Below are 20011 nucleotides of genomic sequence, written 5' to 3'. Positions count from 1 at the left end.
GTTCATCCTTCATGATAACCGCCGACGCCGATTCAGCTCTCCAGATCGCGCCGCGCCTGGTCCAGCAGCACCTGCATCCGCCCGGCGGCGTCCAGCGTATTCTTCACAATCGGCAGAATCGGCTCGATCCGCTCGCGGTAGAGCGCCTCGCTGACGGAGTCGTTCCAGTGGTCGCCCGCGTCTTCCCACACCCGCAGCAGCTCCTCCATCGCGTGGCGGATGCGGGCGGCGCCGGAGTGCAGGTCGGTGGGCTTCATGGGGTGTCGCCTCTTGCTGGCGTTTACTTGGTGGTTCCATAAACTTGCGATGCCGTACCGCCACTACGTCGCGGTTGCCCTGGCGCACAACTTACCTGCCGCGGGCGGCTATTCGTCCTTCGGCGGCTCGTTTGTTGCATCGTCCGCTTCAATTTTCTCAACCGCCTGCCCGCCGACGCTGCCGCCCACCGAGCCCGCGTTGTACTCCTCGATGGCCGTCACCAGCCGCTCCAGCACGGCGATGGCGGCCGGCGCGTCCGCCTCGACCACGGTCCGCAGCCCCGCCACGCGGCCGTGGTACTCGTGCAGCTCGTGCGCGACCTCGCGGTTCCAGTGCTTCACGCGGGCCTGCTTCTCTTGGCAGTGCTTCAGGAACTCCTGCGCGCGGCGGAGGGCCACCCGCTGCTCGGTGCAGCTGGGGCGGTGGCTCTCGCTGGCCTGGAACGTGAGGCAGCGCTGCAGGTCGTCCTTCGCCTCGCCCACCTTGTCGTACGCCCGGCGGACCCGCTCCTTCCAGTAGGCGGGGCGGTCGTGCTCCAGCCACTCGACCGTGCGGCGAATCTCCGAGGTGAGCTCGTCGAGCCCGTCGGACGACTGCTTGGCGAACCCCGCGACGGCCGCCTTCACGGCGAGGATGGCGTCGGTCGATTTGACGTTGGCGGGGTTCATTGGTTGGTGGTTGGTGGTTGGTGGTTGACGCCCCCCTACTATAGCGGCATGCTCTGCTGGCGGAGCTCGGACGCTACACGTGGCTCTGGGCGCCGTGCATTCACGTGCGGCGATTCATCGAACCTCAAGGAATTCTACGGCCGTGGTCTGCAGGTCGAGCACGGCGACGGTTCGAGGCGTAGCGCGGTGGAGTGCGCCTGGGCAAACCCGCCGCACGCCGTGTTCGGTCCAATCGGCAGCCTCGTGAAAGTGCCCCGTGAGCAAGTAGTGGGGGCGGGCGGCAAGCAGCGGCTTTACATCCATGGTCATGTGCCCGTGGGTCACGGCGATGCGGCGCCCGGCTAGTTCGATTTCGCCTCCCCAGCCCAGTGAATGGAGGTTTGGATCATGGCACGCCGCCTCCAACCTCGGGACGCAGTCGCTGTCGTGGTTGCCGTACACAAACCACGTCGGGCTCTGTGAGCAGACTCTCAGAATGTCGGGCCCAGTGATGTCGCCGCAGTGGATGAACGCTTCGGCGTCCCTACTGAGCAGCAGCCCTACGGCGTGCTCTGTTGCCGCGAGGTCATCGTGGGTGTCAGAGAGGACGCCGATCTTCATGCCGAGGATTGGTAGGGAGTCTTGCTTCGCAAACGTGGTCAGGCGGCGCCCACATCGGTTGACGGAGCGATTGAATCGGGCGCTACCTAGTGCCCGCCGATGGGAACGTCCTACCGCTGCTGCAGGTACTCCTCGATCCGCTCGGCCTTGCGCATCAGGAATGGCGCGTGCTCGTTGGTGATCTCCACGTAGCGGGCGATCGCCTTCATCTGGTCCTCGAACTCCTCGGCGAACTTCTTGTGCTCCTGGTCGCGCCAGCTGGCCGAGAGCGAGTGGAGCTGCGCGGCGAGGCTGGTCATCCGCTCCTCCAGCTCGGTGTTGAACTTCTTCAGGTTGTTGGCGAACCGACGCAGCTCGGCCGGGTCGACGATTGCCTGGGCCATAAAACGGGACCTCGGTAGGAGAAGCGGTGGGTCAACCTTTCTAGTTTAGCGCCGCGTTGCGCCGCGGGCAAAGCTGGGCTGCCGGCCGCAGACGTTTCTCGCCAGATTTCCGTAGAAACCGGCCACCTAGCGTGATCAAATAGATCAATGCACGGCGGCGTGCGACCGCGCGTGCGGTCGCCGGCGGCCTGGGACTTTTGTCCCTTTCGCCGCCCATACCCGGACAAAAGTCGACGGCGCCAACAAGGGGAGCCCGCAGAAGAGGCTGGAAAACAAGGGGTCTGAGCGGTGTTGGCGCCGCGGACGGCGGCGACTTTTGTCCTTAAAATTCGATGCGCCAGAAAGGGACAAAACTCGGCGGCGGGCAGGCCGCTGCTAGCCCGATTTGCGGTGCAGCTGCTTCCAGTGCTTGGCGAGCGCTGTGGCGGTCTGCTTGATCTGCTCGTCGGTGTGCGTGCTGGTGATAAAGAACCGCAGCCGGGCCGCCGACTCCTCGACCGCGGGGTACATGATCGGCTGCACGTTGACGCCTTCGGCGAACAGCCGCTGGCTCAGCTCGAGCGACTGCATCGAGTTGCCGATGATCACCGGCACGATGGGCGTGCCGTCGCTCATGCCGGTGTTGAGGCCCGCCTGCTTCGCGAGCTGGAGGAACAGCGCCGAGTTGTGCTTGAGCTGCGCGACGCGTTCGGGCTTCTCCTTGATCAGCTCGAGCGACGCCAAAGCGGCCGCGGCGTTGGAAGGCGAGAGGCCGACGCTGAACACAAAGCCGGGCGCGGTGTACTTGAGGTACTCGACGATCTCGCGGCAGGCGGCGATGTAGCCGCCGCAGCTGCCGAGCGACTTGCTCATCGTGCCCATCCAGAGGTCCACCTCGCGCGCGTCGACGCCGAAGTGCTCGCTCATGCCGCGGCCGGTCTTGCCCATCGTGCCGAGGGAGTGGGCCTCGTCGACCATCAGGTAGGCCTTGTGCTCCTTCTTCAGCCGGATGAATTCGGGGAGCGGCGTGAAGTCGCCGTCCATGCTATAGACGCCCTCGACCACGATCAGCACCTGGCGGTACTCGCCGCGGTACCGCTTGAGGAGCTCCTCGCAGGCGGCGGGGTCGTTGTGGGCGAACGCCCGGCGGGTGGCGCCGGACAGCTTGCAGCCCTGCACGATGCTGTTGTGCGAGAGCGCGTCGTGCAGGATCAGGTCGCCGGGGCCGTACAGGTGGCCGATGACCGACTCGTTGGTGGCGTGCCCGCCGACGAACACCACGGCGTCCTCAACGCCGAGGAAGCCGGCGATCGACCGCTCGAGCTCGCGGTGCAGCGGCTTCTCGCCGGAGACCAGCCGGCTGGCGCTGACGCTGGTGCCGTACCGGTCGACCGCCCCCTGGGTGGCCTGCTGCACGGCCGGCTCGCCGGACATGCCCAGGTAGTTGTAGCTGCACCAGTTGATGTAGTCCTTGCCGCCGATGGTGGTGCGGTCGTTGGTGATCCCCTCGTGCTGGGTGAAGTAGGGGTTCGCCAGGCCGGCGGACTCGGCCAGCTTCAGGCTCGAGCGGAGCTTGAGGTACTCGGGCGACTGGTTGAACTGGTAGTCGCCGGGCAGCACCTCGCGGGCGGCGGGGCCGCCCTCGGTGAGCAGGTGCTCCTCGACCGCGCGGACGACGTCGCGGCAGGTGTTCATGCCGAGGATGGCCTCCTCGCTGAACCGCCCGCCGAACTCGTCCTCCAGCCCGGCCACGATCTCCATCCGCTCGAGCGAGTCGAGGCCCATCGCGGCGATCTCGGTTTCGAGCGTGGCGCCCGCGGCGCGCTCCTTGGCGACCTCGCGGACGATCCGCATGGCGCGCTCGATCGTCGACCCGGACGGCTTGGCGTCGTCCTTCGCGGCGGGCGGCGTCTTGGGCTTGGCGGCGTCCTCGGCCTGCTTCTCGCGGCGGGCGATGCGGTCGGCGCCCCGCTTGCGGTGCACGTTGAGCTCGCCGCCGAGCGACCACTCGGCAACCACGTTGAGCTCGCCAGCCAGGTACTGGTCGCGGCAGGCGTGGCGCTGGATCTTGCCGCTGGAGGTCTTGGGAATGGTGTTGGGGCGGAGGAACACGATGGCGGTGGGCGCGACGTCGTGGATGGCCGTGACGTGGTGCCGCACCGAGTCGAGGATCTCCTCGAACGGCAGGTCGCGTTGGCGGCCCATCTCCTGCAGCACCACCAGCTTCTCCTTCCCGTCATCGCCGACGGTGATCGCCGCGCCGGCCGACTTGGGGAGCGACTCGTGCGAGTCCTCGACCGTCTGCTCGATGTCCTGCGGGTAGTGGTTGGCGCCGCGGATGATGATCAGGTCCTTCAGCCGCCCGGTGACGAACAGCTCGCCGTCGTCCAGGAAGCCGAGGTCGCCGGTCCGCAGGAACGGGCCATCGCCATCGGTGGTCTCGGCGGAGAAAGTTTCTTTGGAGAGCTCCTCGCGTTTCCAGTAGCCGTGGGCGATGCTGTCGCCTTTTACCCAGATCTCACCGATGGCGCGGTCGGCGCAGCGCTGGTGCGTCTCGGGGTCAACGATCGCGGCCTCCTGGCCGAGGTAGGTCACGCCCGAGCCGACGATCTCCAGCGAGTCGTCCGAGCCGGCCTGCCCCGGGACCGCGCGGCCCTCCTTGAGGTCCTCGATCTGGTAGGGCTGGATGGTGGGCGGCTGCCACTTTTTCTTGCCGGCGACCATCAGTGTGGCCTCGGCCAGTCCATAGCAGGGGTAGAACGCCTCGAAGCGGAAGCCGCACGGCTCGAACGCCTCGGCGAACCGCCGGAGGGTGGTCGTGCGGACCGGCTCGGCGCCGTTGAACGCGACCTCCCACTGCGTCAGGTCCAGGCCTTGCTTCTCCTCGTCGGTGATCCGGTCGACGCACAACTCGTACGCAAAGTTCGGCCCACCGCTGATCATGGCGCCGGTGTCGGACAGGGTCCGCAGCCAACGGATCGGCTTCTGCAGGAAGTGGGTGGGCGTCATCAGCGTGTTGTGGCGCCCGAAGTAGATCGGCTGGATGACGCCGCCGATCAGGCCCATGTCGTGGTACAGCGGGAGCCAGCTGAGCCCCTCGCCCGCCCGGGAGATCCGGAAGCCCTCGCAGATGACCTTGGTGTTGTGCAGCAGGTTGCCGTGGCTCAGCATCACGCCCTTCGGCGTTCCCGTGGAGCCGGAGGTGTACTGCAGAAACGCCAGCGTGTCCGGCGAAATGTCGGGCTCCTGCCAGGCGTCGGCCTGGGCGAGGTCCAGCTCGTCGGTGCACTGCCACGGGATGGCGCGGAGGTCCTGTTCGTCCTTGATCATCGGCTCGACGCGGTCGAAGACGCTGTGCGTTGTCAGCGCCACGGCCGGCGTGGCGTCGTCCACGATCGACTGGATCCGGAGCAGGTTGCGGTTGCGGCGCGGCGGGTACGCCGGCACCGCCGTGACCCCCGCGTACAGGCAGCCGAAGAACGCCGCGATAAACTCCAGGCCCGAAGGGTACAGCAGCAGCGCCCGCTCTCCCGCCATGCCGCGCGACTGCAGGTGGGCCGCGATCGCCCGGGCCTGCCGGTCGAGCTGGCCGTAGGTCAGGTGCAGGCGGTCGTCCTCGCCGTCGACGAGGTAGCTGAAAGCGCGCTGGTGGGGGTGGCTTGCGGTCCGCTCGCGGAGCAGCCCCACCAGGTCGGACGACTCGCAGACGGATTGGAATCGGGGGTGGTCGGTCGTCAGCAAGGCGAAAGCTCTCCTCCCGCGCGGCGGCGCCGGGCGGGCTCGTTTCTCGCTAGTTGTTTGGAACCCGCCATTAGACTCTAAGGGGCGGGGGCAATCTACGGGCTTTCTCCCGCGCCCGGCGGCCCCTCAGCCAACAAAAAAAGCGGGCGGGGCGTCTGCCCCGCCCGCTTGGCGGTGTTGTCGGTTTCCCGCGGTCTAGTGCACGAACTCCGCACCGAACGACAGGCCCGTGATGAAGATGTCCTGCTTGCCGGTCTCGCCGATGCCGAAGTCCGGGGCATTGTACTCCACGATCTGAGCGGCACGGGTGAGCGTGTCGACGTATGTGGCGTTGAAGCCGGCCTTGAGGGCCATCGACCTGGTCAGCTGGTACTTCACCTCGGCCCGCATCTCGACGAACGGGGTGAAGTCGTCAGCCCGCTCGCCGTAGCGAGAGTAGGTGGGCTGCAGGAACAGCAGGTTGTTGACGCCGCCGGGCACGGCGTCGTCGCCAAAGCCGTTGGTCTGGTCGATGTTCTGGATGTTGTATCCGAACATGAACCGGGTATCGAGCGAGGTGTTCCACTTGCCGACCTGGCGGTCCGCCTTGACGCGGATCTGGGGGCCGACGATCGAGTTCTCGACCTGGTTGATCGTGAACACGCGGCCGGCGACGTCAGTCAGGCCGTCGAAGCGGAAGTCGTCCTTCAGGCGGAAGTACCGCACGCCGTAACCGATGCTGAAGTGCGAGTTCTGATTCTTCGCCATCCGGTGCCGGTTGTTGAGGGTGTGCGTCTTCATCAGCTCGATGCCGTCGGTCTCAACCCGGTTGCGGACCTGCAGCGTGTTGAAGCGGATGTTGTACCGGTGCAGGTCGCCGATGTCGTAGGCGTACGCGACCGGGATCAGCTCCGAGTCTGGGTCCAACGGGTCCACCGGCACCAGGGTGATGATGATGTTGCCGATGTTGCCGTTGATATCGTCGAGGATGCCGTCGACCAGCGTGGGGTCGCCGTCGGGACCGATGACCACAACGCCGCCCTCGAAGTCGAACCCGTCGTCCAGGTCGTCGAAGTCGATGTTGATGAAGTAGTCGCGGAAGCCGAGCAGGAAGTCGTTGTTAGGGACGTTGAAGTTGACATGCACGCTGCCGAAGCCGTTGAGCGTCGGGGCTAGCAGGATCTCAAGCGGGTTGGGGTTCTCGGCCTGGCCAGGGGGCGGGGGGCCAAAGTTGGTGATGTTGGTGCCCTGGTTGGCGTCGATCGTGCCGTCGCCGTCGATGTCGACGGGGGGCGAGTTGCCGAGGTCCAGCGGCAGGAACCCGTAGACCTCTGACGAGATCGCGTGCGGGCCCTGCAGGATGCCCACGGTGTAGGTGATGTTCTTCTTGCGGTAGCCAAGCTCGTAGCGGTCGCCCCAGCCGAACGAGGCCGCCGGGGGAGCGTCGGTGATGCCGTTGATGATGGTGTACGGTTGCGGCTGAACGGTCGGACCGACCGAGTTCTCATCCACAAAGTTTTCGTACATCACCTCTGACAGGTAAGTCAGGCCCGGGGCGCCGATCGTAGTGCGGTCGCCGGTGAAGGACCAGTACAGTTTGTCGTAGCCAAAGATGTAGCCGCAGCCGTAGTCGACCGGCATGCAGTCCAGGTCGAGGTCGACCGGCTCAAAGTAGCGCATGTCGGAGCAGCCGTCGCAGAACGGGCCACAAAAGTCCTCGTACTGCGCCTGGCAGGTCGCCCAAGGCGACGCCAGCAATGCCACGGCGGTGAACAGTGTTCTGATTCGGGTGGGGAACATCGGCTTCCTCTGGCGCTCTATGTTCGCGGAACCGGGGCGCTATCACACGCGCCGCCGGCAGACCAGTTCTCTCTGTGCCGGTAGTATCGGGTGCGCCGGTCGTGACAGTTGAACAACTCTGGTAAACCCTGACGAAAATCCGGGTCCTGCCAGCTAGCAATGCCACCGCAAGAAGAGAGTCACCGAGCCCCAGGGGCGTCGCCCCCAGGCAGACGCAGCCCAGCCGCGGGTTCTTGTGCGGCGAGCGGGGCGTCCTGGCAGCAAACGGCCTGCCAAGCGGGCAGTAGTAGAAACGAAATCAGCCCTGCCAAACGGTGGGAACAGAACGGCTTGATTTCGGTGAGCGCGTGAAAAAAGCCCCCGCAGGTGGGGCAGAGACCTGCGGGAGCCGGGCGTCGAGCGTTGAGCTATCGACAATACGAATGTTAAAGAAACAAGAAGCGGACTGCAAGTTTCTATCCTGGAAAATCCGGTTTTTTCCTGTAAATCAGGACCATTGTCGCGAAAAAGGCCGTGTTCGCATGTCCCCTGGCATACGCGTCGCCGCAGGATATCTCACCCAGTCGACCCTTTTCCCCAAATCGGGGGGCCAATGGGCTGCATTGCCGCCGGCGGCGTCGGGGCGTAGGTTTCTGGATAGGGCGGGGCGACCGCTCATTTCGCCACCGAGGAACCCCCAGCGAGAAAGCCCGTGCGCCACCGTTCTGAACGCCCACAGCAGGCCATTGGCCGGCTGCTCCGCGACCTCTACGTGCTCGCCGGCGGCGTGGCGGCCGTGCTCCTCGCCCCTCAGCTGTTGGCCGCCCAGACGGCCCCGACCGAAAACCCGCCCGCGGCGCAGCCGCCCAACGCCGCGGCAGAGCCACCCCAGCTCGGCGAGAAGTGGGTCCGGCTGCTCCGCGACGCGGACGACCAGCCAGTCGCGTTGCAGACGGCCGTTGTCCGCTACACCGGCGCCTGGAAGGGTCGGCCGGTGAACGTTGACCTGGTAGGCGCCGTGCACGTCGGTGACGCCGCCTATTACGCCGACCTCAACCGCCGCTTCACCGCGTACGACGCGCTGCTCTACGAACTGGTCGCGCCCCAGGGCACGGTGATTGAGAAGGGAACCCGCGCCGACACCCGCCACCCGTTGGGCGCCATTCAGGGCGGCATGAAGTCGATCCTGGAGCTCGAGCACCAGCTCGAGAAGGTCGACTACACGCGGCCCAACTTCGTGCACGCGGACATGTCGCCCGAGGAGTTCTTCAAGACCATGGAGGACCGCAACGAGGGCGTGGTGCAGATGTTCATGCGGATGATGGGCCAGTCGATTGCCGCGCAGAGCGAGCAACAGGCCCAGGGCGAGTCGGCCGACGCCGAGATTCTGGTGGCGCTGTTCGCCAAGGACCGCGCCCGCCGGCTGAAGATCGTCATGGCCAAGCAGTTCCACCAGATGGAAGGACTGCTCAGCTCGTTCGGCGGGGAGGACGGTTCCACGATCATCACCGAACGCAACAAGAAGGCCCTCGCTGTGCTGCGTCAGCAACTCGACCAGGGGACCCGCAACATCGGTGTGTTCTACGGCGCCGGGCACCTGGCCGACATGCACGAGCGGCTGGTGAAGGACTTCAAGCTGCAGCCCGAGCAGATCACCTGGCTCACCGCCTGGGACCTGAAGAAGCCGTGACCGGCCGGGCGGTCGCAATAGGGCCGGCCGCGCCGCACGAACATGGGGGCGTCGGCGCCGTTGCTCTTCTGTTCCTCTTCTGTGGATGATTGCCGTGCAGTACTTTGCCGAAAACGCGACGCCCGTCTGGGTGTTGGGCGCGATCCTGCTGACCATGACCGGCATCGCCTACGTGCACACCCGCCGCGGGGCGGCGCTGGGCGCGATGCTGGCGGTGGCGGTTCTGACCGGGTTGGGCCTGCTCGCCGAGCGGCTAATCGTCACGCCCCGCGAAGAGGTGCAGGCGACCCTGCTCACGCTGCTCGACCGGGCCGAGGCTAACGACCTGCCCGGCGTGCTCGCGATGGTCGACACGAACTCCGCATCCATCTACGCCGACGCCGAAGCGCTGATGCCAAAGTTCCTCATACACAAGGCGGGCGCCAACGGCGAGATCGAGGTCCTCATCGACGCCGACCAGCCCAACCCCGAGGCGACCGCCACCTTCAAGTTCGCGGTGAACGTCACGCACCGCCAGTCGGGCGTGAAGGCGCCCTACTTCGACGACGTCACGCTCATGCTCCGCAAACGGGGCGACGACTGGGTCATCACTGACTACTCCGCCACCAAGAACTGGCGGGCCGACGCCGCGCGGCTGTAGCCGCCGACGGGACCACTCTCGGGTAGTCGTTGGCCATGAAGCGTCGCGGCTTGCCGCGCTACCGCCCCGGCCCCCCATGACCCGGGTGGCCCGGCCCCGGACGATGCCCGTGCCCCGGATGCCCGTGCCCCGGGTCGGGGTATCCAGGCCCGTATACCGGAGGGTAGTAGCCCCCGCCATGGCCCGGCCCGTAGCCGGGCCCATACCCAGGGTAGCCGTAGCCCGGGTAGCCATAGCCCTGGCCGTAGGGGTAGGCCGGCGTGCGGTTGTAGTAGCTGCCGGTCAGGGTCGACTGCCGCCAGGCGTCGTGAAAGCGTTCCCACTGGGCGTCCAGGCCGCCGCGGTCGTTGCCGTAGCTCTGCACCTCGTAGGTGGTGTCGACCGAGCCGTCCCCGCCACGGATCGTGGTCCGCGAGCGGCGGTAGCGGCTGGTGATCTGCCGCGGGTCCTCCAACGGCTCCACCGCGGGCAGCGGCTGGTACTGGGCCACGCGGGCGCCGGTGGCCGGGTCGTGCGAGTAGGTGCTCGGCTGGAAGACCCAGCTGGAGGTCTCGGCCGGGGCGGCCGCCGCCAGCAAGAGCAGCAGCGTCAGGCTGGCGGCCGGGTGGGTGGCGAGGGGGAGGAACTTCATAAGAGCTATGGGGAGAAGAGTTCTTGTGGGGATGAGCCTCCTGCTCGTGGCTCCCGCAGGGAGCATGGGGTGCGGGTGGGGTTAGCTTCCAGTTTAATTACTCAGAGTCGAGTTTCGCGTCTGAGTCCTGAGCACTGGCCTCTTCGGGGGCCTGAGAAGCGTCTGGTTTGGGGCGTTTTAAGACTTTTGCGGAGTCGATGTCGAAGTACAGCTCGTATGGCTCCTTGAGCTTTGGCTTCGGAAGTCCCCATTCGTTAATGAGCTGATGAAAGTCCTCGTTTGATTTGGGTCGGCCGTCATTAAGGAGTTGGAGATCGATCTGGTGCTGCATGTTCCCCAAGTGGATCAGCCCCTCAGAACGAAGGAAGGCTTGTGACGTGGCGCCCCGCACCACGTTCACGTCCTCTTTCCGTTCGACATTAACGAAATCCTCCGGAACAATCGGCGTCGGCCCTTCGGCCAGCTTGGCTTCCCACTCGGCCTGCTCGTCCACGGCCGCCTGCTGCTTCTGCTGCTGCACGGCCTGCACGTCGACGGGCTCGCCGCAGCCGGCCATCCACACGAGCGTGAAGCCGGCCACGGCCAGGGCGGTGATGCGGATAAAGCGATCCATGTCGGGCCTCGTTGGTTGGTCGGTAATGGGGGGCCTCACTTGGTGCGCTGTCTGCGGTGAATCGTTGTCTGTCCTGTTCCGGCCGACACGGCTACTGGTTGTTCAGGTCGAGGTTCCACGCCTGCATCTCGGCGAGCTTGTCGTGCTGGGTGCGGTCGATGGTCAGCGGGGTGAGCGTGAGCCGGTGGTTGCGGATGCCGGCCAGGTCGGAGTCCTCGTCGGGCCCCGGCGTGGGCAGCGTGCCGGTGGTCCAGTAGTAGTGGCGGTTTTTGGGGTCCAGCCGGGCCTCGAACTCGGCCGGCCAGCGGTGGGTGTTCATGCCAGTGATTTGCAACTCGGGCGCCGGGGCCTCTTTTCCCGAGGAATCCTGCGTTGCGGCGGTCGGGATGTTGAGGTTGTACAACGCGTGGTCCGCCCACGCGTTGCGTTTGAGCATCATGCTGATTACCCGCCTCGCCAGCCGGGCCGCCGCGTGGAATCGGGCGTGCTCGTCGTACTCCAGGCTCACGGCGATCGACGGCAGGTCGTACATGGCGGCCTCGGTGGCCGCGGCCACGGTGCCGGAGTAAAGCACGTTGACCCCCACGTTCAGCCCCCCGTTGATGCCGCTCACCACCAGGTCCGGCTTCCAGGGGCAGAGCTTGCCGAGCGCCAGCTTCACGCAGTCTGCCGGGCTCCCCTCGACGGCCCAGCCCAGCCGGCTCTCGGCGTCGCCCGAGTGGTCGGCGTAGACCTCCTTCGCCATCAGGGGGGTCAGGAAGGTGATGCTGTGCCCGACGCCGCTCTGCTCGATCGCCGGCGCCACGACGCACACCTCGCCCAACTCCTCGAGCGCGGACCGCATCGCGGCCAGGCCGGGGGCGTAGATACCGTCGTCGTTGGTCAGCAGGATCTTCATGGCGGGCTCGGCGGGGGGGAATCCGTTCAAAGGCGCATGATAACGCGCTCCGCGAGCCAGCAACACGATCGAGCCGCGCGGCGAAGCGGACTTTTGTCCACTTCTGGCGCATCGATTTTTAGGGACAAAAGTCGGGCCTCATTCCGAGCCCGCGTTTGCGTTTTTGTCTTGTTTTGTAGGGTCGACGCACTTTGGCCTGCTCGTCTTCGGCCGACTTTTGTCCACCTGGGGTCGCCGATAGGGACAAAAGTCGTTTGGTGGCTGGTGGGTGGCGGGTGGTGGGTAGCGTGTTGTTGCTGGGGTGCTTCGCGCACGGGTGGCCACAACCAAACCCACGACTGCGGGCGGAGGTTGCTCAGGGCCGCGCATCGCGGCGCTTGAGCGACTACGGCCATCCCTCATTGGACCGCGGGGGGTGGCCGGTTTCTACCGAAATCCCCCTGGATTCCGCTCATTTCGACCCGCCCGGAAGCCTGCTACAATACCGGGCTTTCCCTCAGGCGAACGACCCCCTCAAACGCGGGGCCCCTTCGACCAAGCGGCCCCGACATCGGAAGGGATAAAGCGAGGGCGACCTATGTCCGTGGACTCCACTACCGCTATGACCGACCTCCCCGCCGCCGCTGGCGTCGCCGAAGAACGCGTGCTGGTGCTCGACTTTGGCAGCCAGTACGCCCAGCTCATCGCCCGGCGGGTCCGCGAGGCGCACGTCTACTGCGAGATCGTGCGGCACGACATCACGGCCGCGCGGCTCAAGGAGCTGGCCCCGGCCGGCATCATCCTGTCGGGCGGCCCCAGCAGCGTGTACGCCGAGAACGCGCCGCAGTGCGACCCCGAGCTGTTCAAGCTCGGCATCCCCGTGCTCGGCATCTGCTACGGCATGCAGCTCGCCTGCCAGGCGCTGGGCGGCGAGGTGCAGAACGCGTCCAGCCGCGAGTACGGCCGCGCCCACTGCGAGGTGACCGACCCCACCGACCTGTTCGACGGCGTCCAGACGCAGACCGAGGTCTGGATGAGCCACGGCGACCAGGTCGCGGCGATCGCCGAGGACTGGGAGCCGTTGGCCAAGACCTCCACCTGCCCGTTCGCCGCCGTGCGGCACAAGAAGCTGCCGGTGTTTGGCCTGCAGTTCCACCCCGAGGTGACCCACACCGTCGAGGGCAAGCAGGTGCTGACCAACTTCCTGCAGAAGGTCTGCAAGACCTCCGGCCTGTGGCGGCTGGCCGACTTCGCCGACGAGACCATCCGCCAGGTCCGCGAGCGGGTGGGCGACGACCGCGTGATCTGCGGGCTGTCGGGCGGCGTCGACTCGGCCGTGGTGGCGGCGCTGCTGGCCCGCGCGATCGGCACGCAGCTCTCCTGCATCCTGGTCGACAACGGCCTCTTGCGCAAGGACGAGGAGCGGGCGATCGTCGACGAGTTCACCAACCACTTCAAGGCCGACCTGCACGTGGTCAAGGCCGAGGACCTGTTCCTCGAGCAGCTGGCCGGCGTGGTCGACCCGCAGGAGAAACGCCGCCGCATCGGCAAGACCTTCATCGACTGCTTCAAGGCCGAGGCCGACAAAATCGAGGGCGCGAAGTACCTGGCCCAGGGCACCCTGTACCCGGACGTGATCGAGAGCGGCGCCGCCAAGGACGGCCCGGCCGACACCATCAAGCTGCACCACAACGTGGGCGGCCTGCCGGAGGAGCTGGGCTTCGAGCTGGTCGAGCCGCTCCGCGACCTGTTCAAGGACGAGGTGCGTCAGCTCGGCCTGCAGCTCGACCTGCCGGAGGAGATCGTCTGGCGGCACCCGTTCCCCGGCCCCGGCCTGGCGGTCCGCTGCCTGGGCGAGGTGACCAAGGAGAAGCTGGCCGTGCTGCGCGAGGCCGACGCGATCGTGGTCGGCGAGATCAAGGCCGCCGGCCTGTACCGCGCCACCAGCCAGGCGTTTGCCGTGCTGCTGCCGGTGCAGAGCGTGGGCGTGATGGGCGACTCCCGCACCTACGACAACACGGTCGCCGTGCGGTGCGTCAACACCGACGACTTCATGACCGCCGACTGGAGCCACCTGCCCCACGACCTGTTGGCCCGCATCAGCACCCGCATCATCAACGAGGTGAAGGGCGTCAACCGCGTGGTGTACGACATCAGCAGCAAGCCGCCGGCCACGATCGAGTGGGAGTAGGCCGAAGGGTCACGCCGGGTGCCGGGGGCGCTCCCGTTAGGGAAGCCCCCGACGAGGTACCTGCCGCGGCTTGCAGAAAGTCGGGGGCTTCCGCTGTCGCGGAGCGCCCCCGGCACCCCCTTGTACTGCTATTCCACGAGCCACTCGGGTGAGATGGCGTCAGGCTTCAAGCGGTTTGGCTCTAGCCCTTCGTACCACCCTGCGCTTGACCACTTCCAATCCCTCGTTTTCTCGACAAGTCCCCGACGAACGGGATTCATGTGCGTGTATTCGATCATCTTCTCAAGAGTTGAAGGCTCGCTGATGTTGCGGTCGTAGCCGCCGCCGGGAAGCCAGAAGTGACTTTCGATGCGACTGCCGCGACGCTGCTGCAAACGTGGGACCCACTCGGGGGCGTTCGATCTGACGAACGCCAACGCTTTGCGAGACGTCGGTTGCTTGACTAGTTCTAGAAAATCGGAAACCGAGTAATCAGGCTCTCGGGGATGGACAACCAGATGTACGTGCTCGGGCAAGAACACAAAGGCCCAGAGATCGTAATTGAGTCTGCTGCGTGCGTGCTCGATCGATTCGGCCAGCCACTCGCAGGTCCGCGGCTTTGACAGGAGTTGGAATCGCTGGAAGCAAGAGAACGTGAGTTCGTGGGCGTGCCCAGGAAGATTGAACGACTTGCGGTGCGGACCGTGACGCTGCATTACTGGAGTGTAGACAGCGAGGTCTAGCGATTCCAATTTCCTTTTTGCGTTGGGGCGCCGGGGCGCTCCCGAAGGGAAGCCCCCGAGATTAGCGTGCCCCGGTCCTGCGGCAGCGGGGACTTCCGCTGTCGCGGAGCGCCCCCGGCACCCAAGGGGTTTGATTTACGCCGCCACTGAACTTATCTTCCGCCCCAGCGTAACCAACCCATGGTCAGCATGACCTACACCCTTGGCGTGCTGCTGGCGACCACGCTCGGCTGCGTGGGGCTGGTGGCGTTGTGGGCCGCGGGGGCCGGGCGGTGGGCCATGCTGCGGTGGCTGGCGTTCCTGGCGATCATCGCCCCGCCGCTGGCGGTCGAGGCCGACGAGGTGTTTGTCGGCTGCTACGTGCTGGGCGCGACCGTCGGGGCCGGCGTGTGGCTGGGGCGGTGGTGGTTCCACCGGGCGGACGCCGACCCCCGCCCGCTGTGGGCGTTCTCGATGGGCGGGCTGCTGACGCTCACCGCGGCGGTGGCCGTGGCGGCCGCCATGGGCGCGCGGCTCGAGTTCACGCACTACCAGGCGTGGGGCGACTTCGCGCTGATCGGCCTGGTCGGCGGCCTGTGCACGCTGGTCGGGGCGTGGATGGCGGTGGAGGGCTGGTCGACCCCGCTGCGGCGGACGCTGCTGGGCTGCCTGGCAGCGCTGCTGCTGTCGCTGACGCTCGTGCAGCTGGACGAGTTCACCACCTCGCTGCGGCACGGCGTCTGGCCCCAGCCCCAGTTCCAGGTGTTCCTCTCTCCCGAACGGTACGAGCCCGGGTCGGAACGCTACCTCCGCGCGGTGTGGACGCCGGTCTGCATCGCGGTGACGCTGCTCACGGCGGCCGCCGTGGGGCTGGCACGCGCGGCGCAGCGCCCGGTCGCGCCGCGGAACCGCCACGCGAAGCTCGCGCTGCTGGCAGTGATCGCCGCCATTGTCGCGCCGCCGGTGTGGGTCGGCGCGCAGTGGCTGCTGCCGTGGCGATCAACGCCGCCGCCCGTTGCGTTCGAGCCGCCGCCTTCTGATCTTCCTGTCGAGGCGCTCCACCCGCTCATGGTCCTGCAGACGCAGGTCGACGACGCCCGGGGCGGGACGCAGCACGACTATGTGAACTCAATGAAGGGCTTGTACCCACAGCTAGAGGCTCTGTACCCGCTCCGCGCGACGCTGCCGGTCGAGGACCTGGCCCGCGTAAGCAAGCGGTTGCGGGCCATCGAGGGGGGGATCCAGCCGTACGACTCCTACCGCTGGCAGAGCATCATCGACGTGCACCAGCGTACGAACTGGCACCGGCGGTTGCGCGAGATCCTCTGCCGCTGGGACCGCCACCACTCGGTTGTGGACGTCGCCTTCCAGGAGAGCTACTACGCGGACAGCCGGGCGATGCTGCGGCTGTTCCAGGTCGAGTTCGCGCTGCACGCGTACCAGGCCGAGCATGGCGAGTGGCCCGAAGGTATTGCTGAGCTGGTTCCCAACCTGCTCCCCGAGGCGCCGATCGACCCCTGCTCGCCTGTGGGCGATCCCCTCAGGTACCGCCGCACGGCCGACGGGTATCTGCTGTACAGCGTCGGCGACAACGGTCGGGACGACGCGGGCAAACCACCCAAGCGGGTGCGCCGGTGGGTAGGCTGGCCCCACCAGGCCGGCGACATCACGCTGCCATCGTGGTTCGACGCTGGCGAAGAGTAGCCGTCGGTCCAACCACCCACCACACACCAACAACCACCCACCAACCGCTACCCGTTCCGCTGCTCATAAACCGCGTGGAGCAGGGCCTCGACGTCCTTGTACTTCTTCTTGCGGCTGACGGCCTCGTCCAGCAGGCGTTTGGCGTCCGCTTCGCTGTGGCCCAGCGTGCGGAGGATCTCGAACACCTCGGCGGCCAGGTCCTGCTCGATGTCGCCGCCGGTGGGCAGGTCGCGCCCGACCAAGAGCGCGAACTTGGCCGCCTTGCGGCGCAGCTTGGCGACCACCCGCTCGGCGGTGGCGGGGCCGATGCCGGGCAGGGTGCTGAGGCCTTTGACGTCCTGCTCCTCGATCTCGGTGGCGAGCTCGGCGACCGGGCGGACCATCGCGCGGAGCGCCTTCTTCACGCCGACGCCGTCCACCTGGCAGAACATCTCGAAGAACTCACGCTCCACCGGGTTGAGGAAGCCGATCATGCGGGGCGTCATGCGGCCCTGCATCGGGTTCCCCTCGAGGTACTCGATGGTGTGCAGGTCCACCTCCTGGCCGACCTTCGACTGCAGGCTGCGGCGGGCGAACTCGGGGATCAGCACCTGCCGCTCGTACGGGCCGATGGCCAGCGTGCAGAAGTCGGTCGAGAGGGAAACAACGCGGCCGGTGACTTTGGTGATCATAGGGGCTATCGGCTGTTGGCTATTGTCCGTCGGCGGTCGGCTTGGAATCTACGCAATCTTGCCGAGAGCCGATAGCCGAAGGCCGACAGCCCAGGTACCAGTGCGTCATGGCGATGGCCAGCGCGTCGGCCACGTCGGGCGGGTCGGGGGCGGCGGTCAGGCGGAGCTCGGCCTGCACGGCCTGCTGCATCTGCGCCTTAGGCGCGCGGCCGTTGCCGGTGAGGGTCTTCTTGATCTGTGTGGCCGCGTAGTGCGCCACCGGCACGCCGGCCTGCGTGGCGGCCAGCACGATCACGCCCCGTGCGTGGCCCATCAGGATAGCGGTCTTGGGCCGCTCGTAGTGGGAGTAGAGCTCCTCGAGCGACAGCGCGTCGGGCTTGAGGGCTTCAACCACCTCGGCCACGCCGGCGTAGATCTCGCCCACGCGGTGCGCGAGCGACTTGCCCGAGGTCCCCCGCACCACGCCCGCCTCGACGAGCGTCAGGTCCCGCCCCTGGGCGTCGATCACGCCGTAGCCGGTGGTGTTGAGTCCGGGGTCGATGCCGAGGATACGCATGGGGAACTAAATCAGCTTGCGAAACTCTTCGATCTTAAGCCCGGCGTCACGCACTATTGCGCCCATCGTGATCGCGTTGATCGGGTTGTGGCGCGGGATGGTGAGGATCCGCTCGCCGTTTGTCATGACGGTGTGTTTGCCTTCACGAGCAACAACGAAGTCGGCCTTCTCTAGTGCGCGTATGGCGTCTTTATGGTTAACCCCGGGGAGCTTCGGCACGCCTAGGCCTCGACTTCCACTTCGCGGGTGTCCTTGTCCACCCACAGCTCACGCTGCACCTCGAGGTACTCCCGGATCGCATCCTGAACGTTGGCGATTGCTTCTGCCTCAGTAGCGCCCTGCGAGTGGCACCCAGGTAGTCCGAGCACGGACGCGGCATACCCTTCGTCCGACTTCTCCAGCGAGATCTTGTACCGCATGGGGCTGCCTTTCGTAGTGGGGAGACGCAAAGCCAGTTGTTCACCGCCTGACGGGCGCGGTCGTGAGGAAGTTCTTACCCCGCGGTCCATTCCGTCCCGCCTGCGCGGTCCTCGAGCGTCACGCCGGCGTCCTTCAGCCGGTCGCGGACCGCATCGCCCGTAGCGAAGTCCTTGTTCTTGCGGGCCGTGGCGCGGAGGTCGATCAGCATCTGCATCACGCCGTCCAGGGCACCGTCGGCGCCGCCGGTCCACTCGGTGCCGCCGGCGCGGTCCTCCAGCGTGATGCCGGTGGGGGTCAGGCCGTCGCGGATGGCGTCGGCCACGGCAAAGTTCTTGGCGGCGCGGCTCTCGGCGCGGAGGTCGATGACCAGCTGCATAACCTTGCCGAGCAGCTCGTTGCCGGAACCGCCGGCGTCCGCCGGGGGCTGCTGGAAGATGCCGAGGATCGCGCTGAGCTCCTTGATGGTCTCCATCAGCAGGTCGAGCACCGCGGTGTCGGCCGGGTTGGGCGAGCCTTCTTCCATCTTCTGCTGGTCGCAGAACTTGTTGGCCAGCGTGGAGAGCTCAAACAGCTCGGCGATCGCGCCGCCGGTGTTGAAGTCGTCGTCCATGGCGGACAGGAACTTCTCCTTCAGCTCCTTCGCCTTGGCGAGGGTCTCGTTGTCGCCCAGGTCGATGCTGCTCGCGCCGCGGCTGGTCGGCGCGGTGAGCGCGTAGAAGTCGCCGCCGCTGATCCGCGTGAACCGCTTGAACAGCCGGTAGAAGGTCTCCAGGCCCTTGGCGGCCTGTTCGATGGCGGGCTCGCTGAACAGCACGGTGCTGCGGTAGTGGGTGCGGAGCAGGAAGAAGCGGATCCGCTCGCCCCCCTGCTTCTTGATGAGGTCGGCCAGGCCGCCGGCGCCCTTGCTGCGGCTCATCTTGCCGCCGGCGTCGGCTTCGGGGGCGGACGCTCCGGGCTCTTGGCGGTCGCTCTTGCCGCCGATCTTGCCGGCGGCCGAGTCCTTGCGCAGCAGGCCGTTGTGGGCCCAGTACTTGACCATCGGCTTGCCGTGGCAGCACTCGCTCTGCGCGACCTCGTTCTCGTGGTGCGGGAACACTAGGTCCAGGCCGCCGCCGTGGATGTCGAAGGTCTCGCCGAGGATCTTCTTGCTCATCGCGCTGCACTCGATGTGCCAGCCCGGCCGGCCCTCGCCCCAGGGCGACTCCCAGCTCGGCTCGCCCGGCTTGGCGGACTTCCAGAGCGCGAAGTCGGCGGCGGACTTCTTGCGGGCCGCCTGGCCGCCGCCGTCGCCCTGCATGGCCTCGACCGAGCGGTTGGAGAGCTTGCCGTACTCGCGGTCCTTGCCGACGTCGAAGTAGACGTCGCCCTCGGACTCGTACGCGTAGCCCTTCTCGACCAGGTCCGCGACGAACTGGATGATGTCGCCCATGCACTCGGTGGCGCGGGGGAACGAGCTGATCTGGTCTACGCCCAGCGCGGCCAGGTTGCCCTCGTAGTCCTTGATGTTCTCTTCGGCCACCTCGAGCATGGTGATGCCGCGCTCGTTGGCTTTGTTGATTAGCTTGTCGTCGACGTCGGTGATGTTGACCACCCAGTTGACGTCGTAACCGCTGTACTTGAGGTGCCGCGTGATGCAGTCGAAGATCACCGGCCCGACCAGGTGACCGATGTGGGCCTCGGCGTACACCGTGGGCCCGCACAGGTAGATGCCGACCTTGCCCTCCTGGACGGTCTCGAACGGCTCCTTCTTCTTCGACAGCGTGTTGTAGATCTGCAGGGTAGGGTGCGCGGGCATGGGTAGCGGGGCGGATTTCGGGTGTTGGGATCCGGAACTGCTGTTCGGGGTGCTGGGCGATTCCGGTAAGTTACTCCGATCAGGGCGATTTTGGGAAGGTCGCTTGCCCTCCTCGCCGCCCGACGGATCTACCGC

Annotated in this window: 19 protein-coding genes; 4 read left to right on the top strand and 15 right to left on the bottom strand. The window is 66.6% G+C overall.

What is annotated here, in order from left to right; genetic code table 11:
• Positions 1–32: 32 nt before the first annotated feature.
• The 6 genes from KOR34_RS19350 to KOR34_RS19325 form a co-directional block, all read right to left on the bottom strand.
• Positions 33–257 (bottom strand): hypothetical protein, encoded by a 225-nt coding sequence (locus KOR34_RS19350; RefSeq protein ID WP_146567238.1) that lies wholly within the window; start codon positions 255–257, stop codon positions 33–35.
• 108 nt (positions 258–365) lie between these two features.
• On the bottom strand, positions 366–926 hold the full coding sequence (locus KOR34_RS19345) for a hypothetical protein (protein WP_146567237.1): 561 nt from the start codon (positions 924–926) through the stop codon (positions 366–368).
• Positions 927–1040: 114 nt separating this feature from the next.
• Entirely contained in the window at positions 1041–1526 is a 486-nt protein-coding gene (locus tag KOR34_RS19340; protein WP_146567236.1) for a metallophosphoesterase family protein, read from the bottom strand.
• Between the two features lie 110 nt (positions 1527–1636).
• Positions 1637–1909, bottom strand: a complete 273-nt coding sequence (locus KOR34_RS19335) for a WXG100 family type VII secretion target (protein WP_146567235.1) — start codon at positions 1907–1909, stop codon at positions 1637–1639.
• A gap of 375 nt (positions 1910–2284) precedes the next feature.
• Positions 2285–5629: an aminotransferase class I/II-fold pyridoxal phosphate-dependent enzyme gene (locus tag KOR34_RS19330; RefSeq protein ID WP_146567234.1), complete on the bottom strand. Its 3345-nt coding sequence runs from the start codon at positions 5627–5629 to the stop codon at positions 2285–2287.
• Positions 5630–5824: 195 nt separating this feature from the next.
• Positions 5825–7408: a BBP7 family outer membrane beta-barrel protein gene (locus KOR34_RS19325; RefSeq protein ID WP_146567233.1), complete on the bottom strand. Its 1584-nt coding sequence runs from the start codon at positions 7406–7408 to the stop codon at positions 5825–5827.
• Positions 7409–8099: 691 nt separating this feature from the next.
• Between KOR34_RS19325 and KOR34_RS19320 the strand changes: the two genes are divergently transcribed.
• The gene (locus KOR34_RS19320) at positions 8100–9077 is read left to right on the top strand and encodes a hypothetical protein (protein ID WP_146567232.1); all 978 of its coding nucleotides are present in this window, start codon (positions 8100–8102) and stop codon (positions 9075–9077) included.
• Between the two features lie 94 nt (positions 9078–9171).
• The gene (locus KOR34_RS19315; protein WP_146567231.1) at positions 9172–9717 is read left to right on the top strand and encodes a hypothetical protein; all 546 of its coding nucleotides are present in this window, start codon (positions 9172–9174) and stop codon (positions 9715–9717) included.
• Positions 9718–9775: 58 nt separating this feature from the next.
• Here KOR34_RS19315 and KOR34_RS19310 read toward each other — a convergent pair whose 3' ends face one another.
• The 3 genes from KOR34_RS19310 to surE all read right to left on the bottom strand — a co-directional run bounded on the left by KOR34_RS19310 (position 9776) and on the right by surE (position 11859).
• Complete coding sequence (locus KOR34_RS19310) at positions 9776–10348, bottom strand: hypothetical protein (RefSeq protein WP_146567229.1); 573 nt, start codon at positions 10346–10348, stop codon at positions 9776–9778.
• Between the two features lie 97 nt (positions 10349–10445).
• A complete protein-coding gene (locus tag KOR34_RS19305) occupies positions 10446–10961 on the bottom strand; it encodes a hypothetical protein (protein WP_146567227.1) in 516 nt (171 codons plus the stop codon).
• Between the two features lie 91 nt (positions 10962–11052).
• On the bottom strand, positions 11053–11859 hold the full coding sequence (gene surE, locus KOR34_RS19300; protein WP_146567225.1) for a 5'/3'-nucleotidase SurE: 807 nt from the start codon (positions 11857–11859) through the stop codon (positions 11053–11055).
• A gap of 601 nt (positions 11860–12460) precedes the next feature.
• On the opposite strand from surE, the gene guaA reads away from it, so the two are divergent.
• Complete coding sequence (guaA, locus tag KOR34_RS19295) at positions 12461–14029, top strand: glutamine-hydrolyzing GMP synthase (protein ID WP_197531590.1); 1569 nt, start codon at positions 12461–12463, stop codon at positions 14027–14029.
• A 128-nt stretch (positions 14030–14157) separates the two neighbouring features.
• Here guaA and KOR34_RS19290 read toward each other — a convergent pair whose 3' ends face one another.
• Positions 14158–14724 carry an REP-associated tyrosine transposase gene (locus KOR34_RS19290; RefSeq protein WP_146567221.1) on the bottom strand — a complete coding sequence of 189 codons (567 nt, stop codon included), beginning with the start codon at positions 14722–14724 and terminating at the stop codon, positions 14158–14160.
• A gap of 216 nt (positions 14725–14940) precedes the next feature.
• On the opposite strand from KOR34_RS19290, the gene KOR34_RS19285 reads away from it, so the two are divergent.
• Positions 14941–16434 (top strand): hypothetical protein, encoded by a 1494-nt coding sequence (locus KOR34_RS19285; protein WP_146567219.1) that lies wholly within the window; start codon positions 14941–14943, stop codon positions 16432–16434.
• A gap of 47 nt (positions 16435–16481) precedes the next feature.
• Here the strand turns inward: KOR34_RS19285 and ruvA are convergent, their stop codons facing one another.
• From ruvA to cysS, 5 genes are all read right to left on the bottom strand, one after another.
• Positions 16482–17105 (bottom strand): Holliday junction branch migration protein RuvA, encoded by a 624-nt coding sequence (ruvA, locus tag KOR34_RS19280; RefSeq protein WP_146567217.1) that lies wholly within the window; start codon positions 17103–17105, stop codon positions 16482–16484.
• 19 nt (positions 17106–17124) lie between these two features.
• On the bottom strand, positions 17125–17661 hold the full coding sequence (gene ruvC / locus KOR34_RS19275) for a crossover junction endodeoxyribonuclease RuvC (RefSeq protein WP_146567215.1): 537 nt from the start codon (positions 17659–17661) through the stop codon (positions 17125–17127).
• Positions 17662–17667: 6 nt separating this feature from the next.
• The gene (locus tag KOR34_RS19270) at positions 17668–17880 is read right to left on the bottom strand and encodes a type II toxin-antitoxin system HicA family toxin (RefSeq protein WP_146567213.1); all 213 of its coding nucleotides are present in this window, start codon (positions 17878–17880) and stop codon (positions 17668–17670) included.
• Between the two features lie 2 nt (positions 17881–17882).
• Positions 17883–18080 (bottom strand): type II toxin-antitoxin system HicB family antitoxin, encoded by a 198-nt coding sequence (locus tag KOR34_RS19265; RefSeq protein WP_146567211.1) that lies wholly within the window; start codon positions 18078–18080, stop codon positions 17883–17885.
• Between the two features lie 74 nt (positions 18081–18154).
• Complete coding sequence (gene cysS / locus KOR34_RS19260) at positions 18155–19876, bottom strand: cysteine--tRNA ligase (protein WP_146567209.1); 1722 nt, start codon at positions 19874–19876, stop codon at positions 18155–18157.
• Positions 19877–20011 lie beyond the last annotated feature (135 nt).

Source organism: Posidoniimonas corsicana (genome assembly GCF_007859765.1).
Lineage (GTDB): Bacteria > Planctomycetota > Planctomycetia > Pirellulales > Lacipirellulaceae > Posidoniimonas > Posidoniimonas corsicana.
This window is presented reverse-complemented; position numbering and strand designations above follow the sequence as displayed.

What these genes read in the sequence shown, in the direction of transcription:
- KOR34_RS19350 (WP_146567238.1), bottom strand. Translation starts at nt 257, where the DNA reads ATGAAGCCCACCGACCTGCACTCCGGCGCCGCCCGCATCCGCCACGCG.
- KOR34_RS19345 (WP_146567237.1), bottom strand. Translation starts at nt 926, where the DNA reads ATGAACCCCGCCAACGTCAAATCGACCGACGCCATCCTCGCCGTGAAG.
- KOR34_RS19340 (WP_146567236.1), bottom strand. Translation starts at nt 1,526, where the DNA reads ATGAAGATCGGCGTCCTCTCTGACACCCACGATGACCTCGCGGCAACA.
- KOR34_RS19335 (WP_146567235.1), bottom strand. Translation starts at nt 1,909, where the DNA reads ATGGCCCAGGCAATCGTCGACCCGGCCGAGCTGCGTCGGTTCGCCAAC.
- KOR34_RS19325 (WP_146567233.1), bottom strand. Translation starts at nt 7,408, where the DNA reads ATGTTCCCCACCCGAATCAGAACACTGTTCACCGCCGTGGCATTGCTG.
- KOR34_RS19310 (WP_146567229.1), bottom strand. Translation starts at nt 10,348, where the DNA reads ATGAAGTTCCTCCCCCTCGCCACCCACCCGGCCGCCAGCCTGACGCTG.
- KOR34_RS19305 (WP_146567227.1), bottom strand. Translation starts at nt 10,961, where the DNA reads ATGGATCGCTTTATCCGCATCACCGCCCTGGCCGTGGCCGGCTTCACG.
- surE (WP_146567225.1), bottom strand. Translation starts at nt 11,859, where the DNA reads ATGAAGATCCTGCTGACCAACGACGACGGTATCTACGCCCCCGGCCTG.
- guaA (WP_197531590.1), top strand. Translation starts at nt 12,461, where the DNA reads ATGACCGACCTCCCCGCCGCCGCTGGCGTCGCCGAAGAACGCGTGCTG.
- KOR34_RS19290 (WP_146567221.1), bottom strand. Translation starts at nt 14,724, where the DNA reads ATGCAGCGTCACGGTCCGCACCGCAAGTCGTTCAATCTTCCTGGGCAC.
- KOR34_RS19285 (WP_146567219.1), top strand. Translation starts at nt 14,941, where the DNA reads ATGACCTACACCCTTGGCGTGCTGCTGGCGACCACGCTCGGCTGCGTG.
- ruvA (WP_146567217.1), bottom strand. Translation starts at nt 17,105, where the DNA reads ATGATCACCAAAGTCACCGGCCGCGTTGTTTCCCTCTCGACCGACTTC.
- ruvC (WP_146567215.1), bottom strand. Translation starts at nt 17,661, where the DNA reads ATGCGTATCCTCGGCATCGACCCCGGACTCAACACCACCGGCTACGGC.
- KOR34_RS19265 (WP_146567211.1), bottom strand. Translation starts at nt 18,080, where the DNA reads ATGCGGTACAAGATCTCGCTGGAGAAGTCGGACGAAGGGTATGCCGCG.
- cysS (WP_146567209.1), bottom strand. Translation starts at nt 19,876, where the DNA reads ATGCCCGCGCACCCTACCCTGCAGATCTACAACACGCTGTCGAAGAAG.